The sequence below is a fragment of the Delftia sp. ZNC0008 genome, assembly GCF_000799035.1.
Lineage (GTDB): Bacteria > Pseudomonadota > Gammaproteobacteria > Burkholderiales > Burkholderiaceae_C > Comamonas > Comamonas tsuruhatensis.
Map to the genome: position 1 here is coordinate 1 of NZ_JTKZ01000802.1, position 574 is coordinate 574.

General features: G+C 70.7%; 1 pseudogene. It reads right to left on the reverse strand.

The window, feature by feature from the left end:
- Nucleotides 1-495, reverse strand: a pseudogene (locus L995_RS25820) (biotin/lipoyl-binding protein); the annotation flags it as partial.
- Between the last annotated feature and the right edge of the window lie 79 nt (nucleotides 496-574).

Here is a 574-nt window from a genome sequence, read left to right on the forward strand (position 1 = left end):
TTCGGCCTGCGCCGCCGCCAGGCCGGCGCGGCTGGCGCCCAGCGTGGCGCGGTTCTGGGCCTGGGTCTGGTCGGCATTGGCCAGCTGTGCGCGGGCATTGGCCAGCTGGGCCTGGGCCTGGGCCTGGGCGGCTTCGTAGGTGCGTGCGTCGATGCGCACCAGGGGCTGGCCGGCCTTGACGTTCTCGTAGTCCTGCACCAGCACCTCGGTCACATAGCCGCTGACCTGGGGCGCGAGCACGGTGACGGCGCCGCGCACATAGGCGTTGTCGGTGCTGACCACGGTGCCCGCGAAGGGGAACAGGTTCCAGGCACGCAGCACCAGCAGCACGCCGGCCAGTGCGACCACCAGCATCACCAGCACGCTGCGCAGCGAGGGCTTGATGAGCTTGGGCGAAGGCGAAGGCGATGGCGATGGCGAAGGCGCCGCAGCGGGAGCCGGCGCAGGCGAGGCAGAGGCGGCCGTGCCGCCATTGGAATTTTCGGAGTCACTCATGTTGTTGTCTTTTCTCTGGGCGAACGGTTTCAGGCGCGGGCGACGGGTTGGGTGGGCGGCTGGCCCGGCGCGTCCTGCG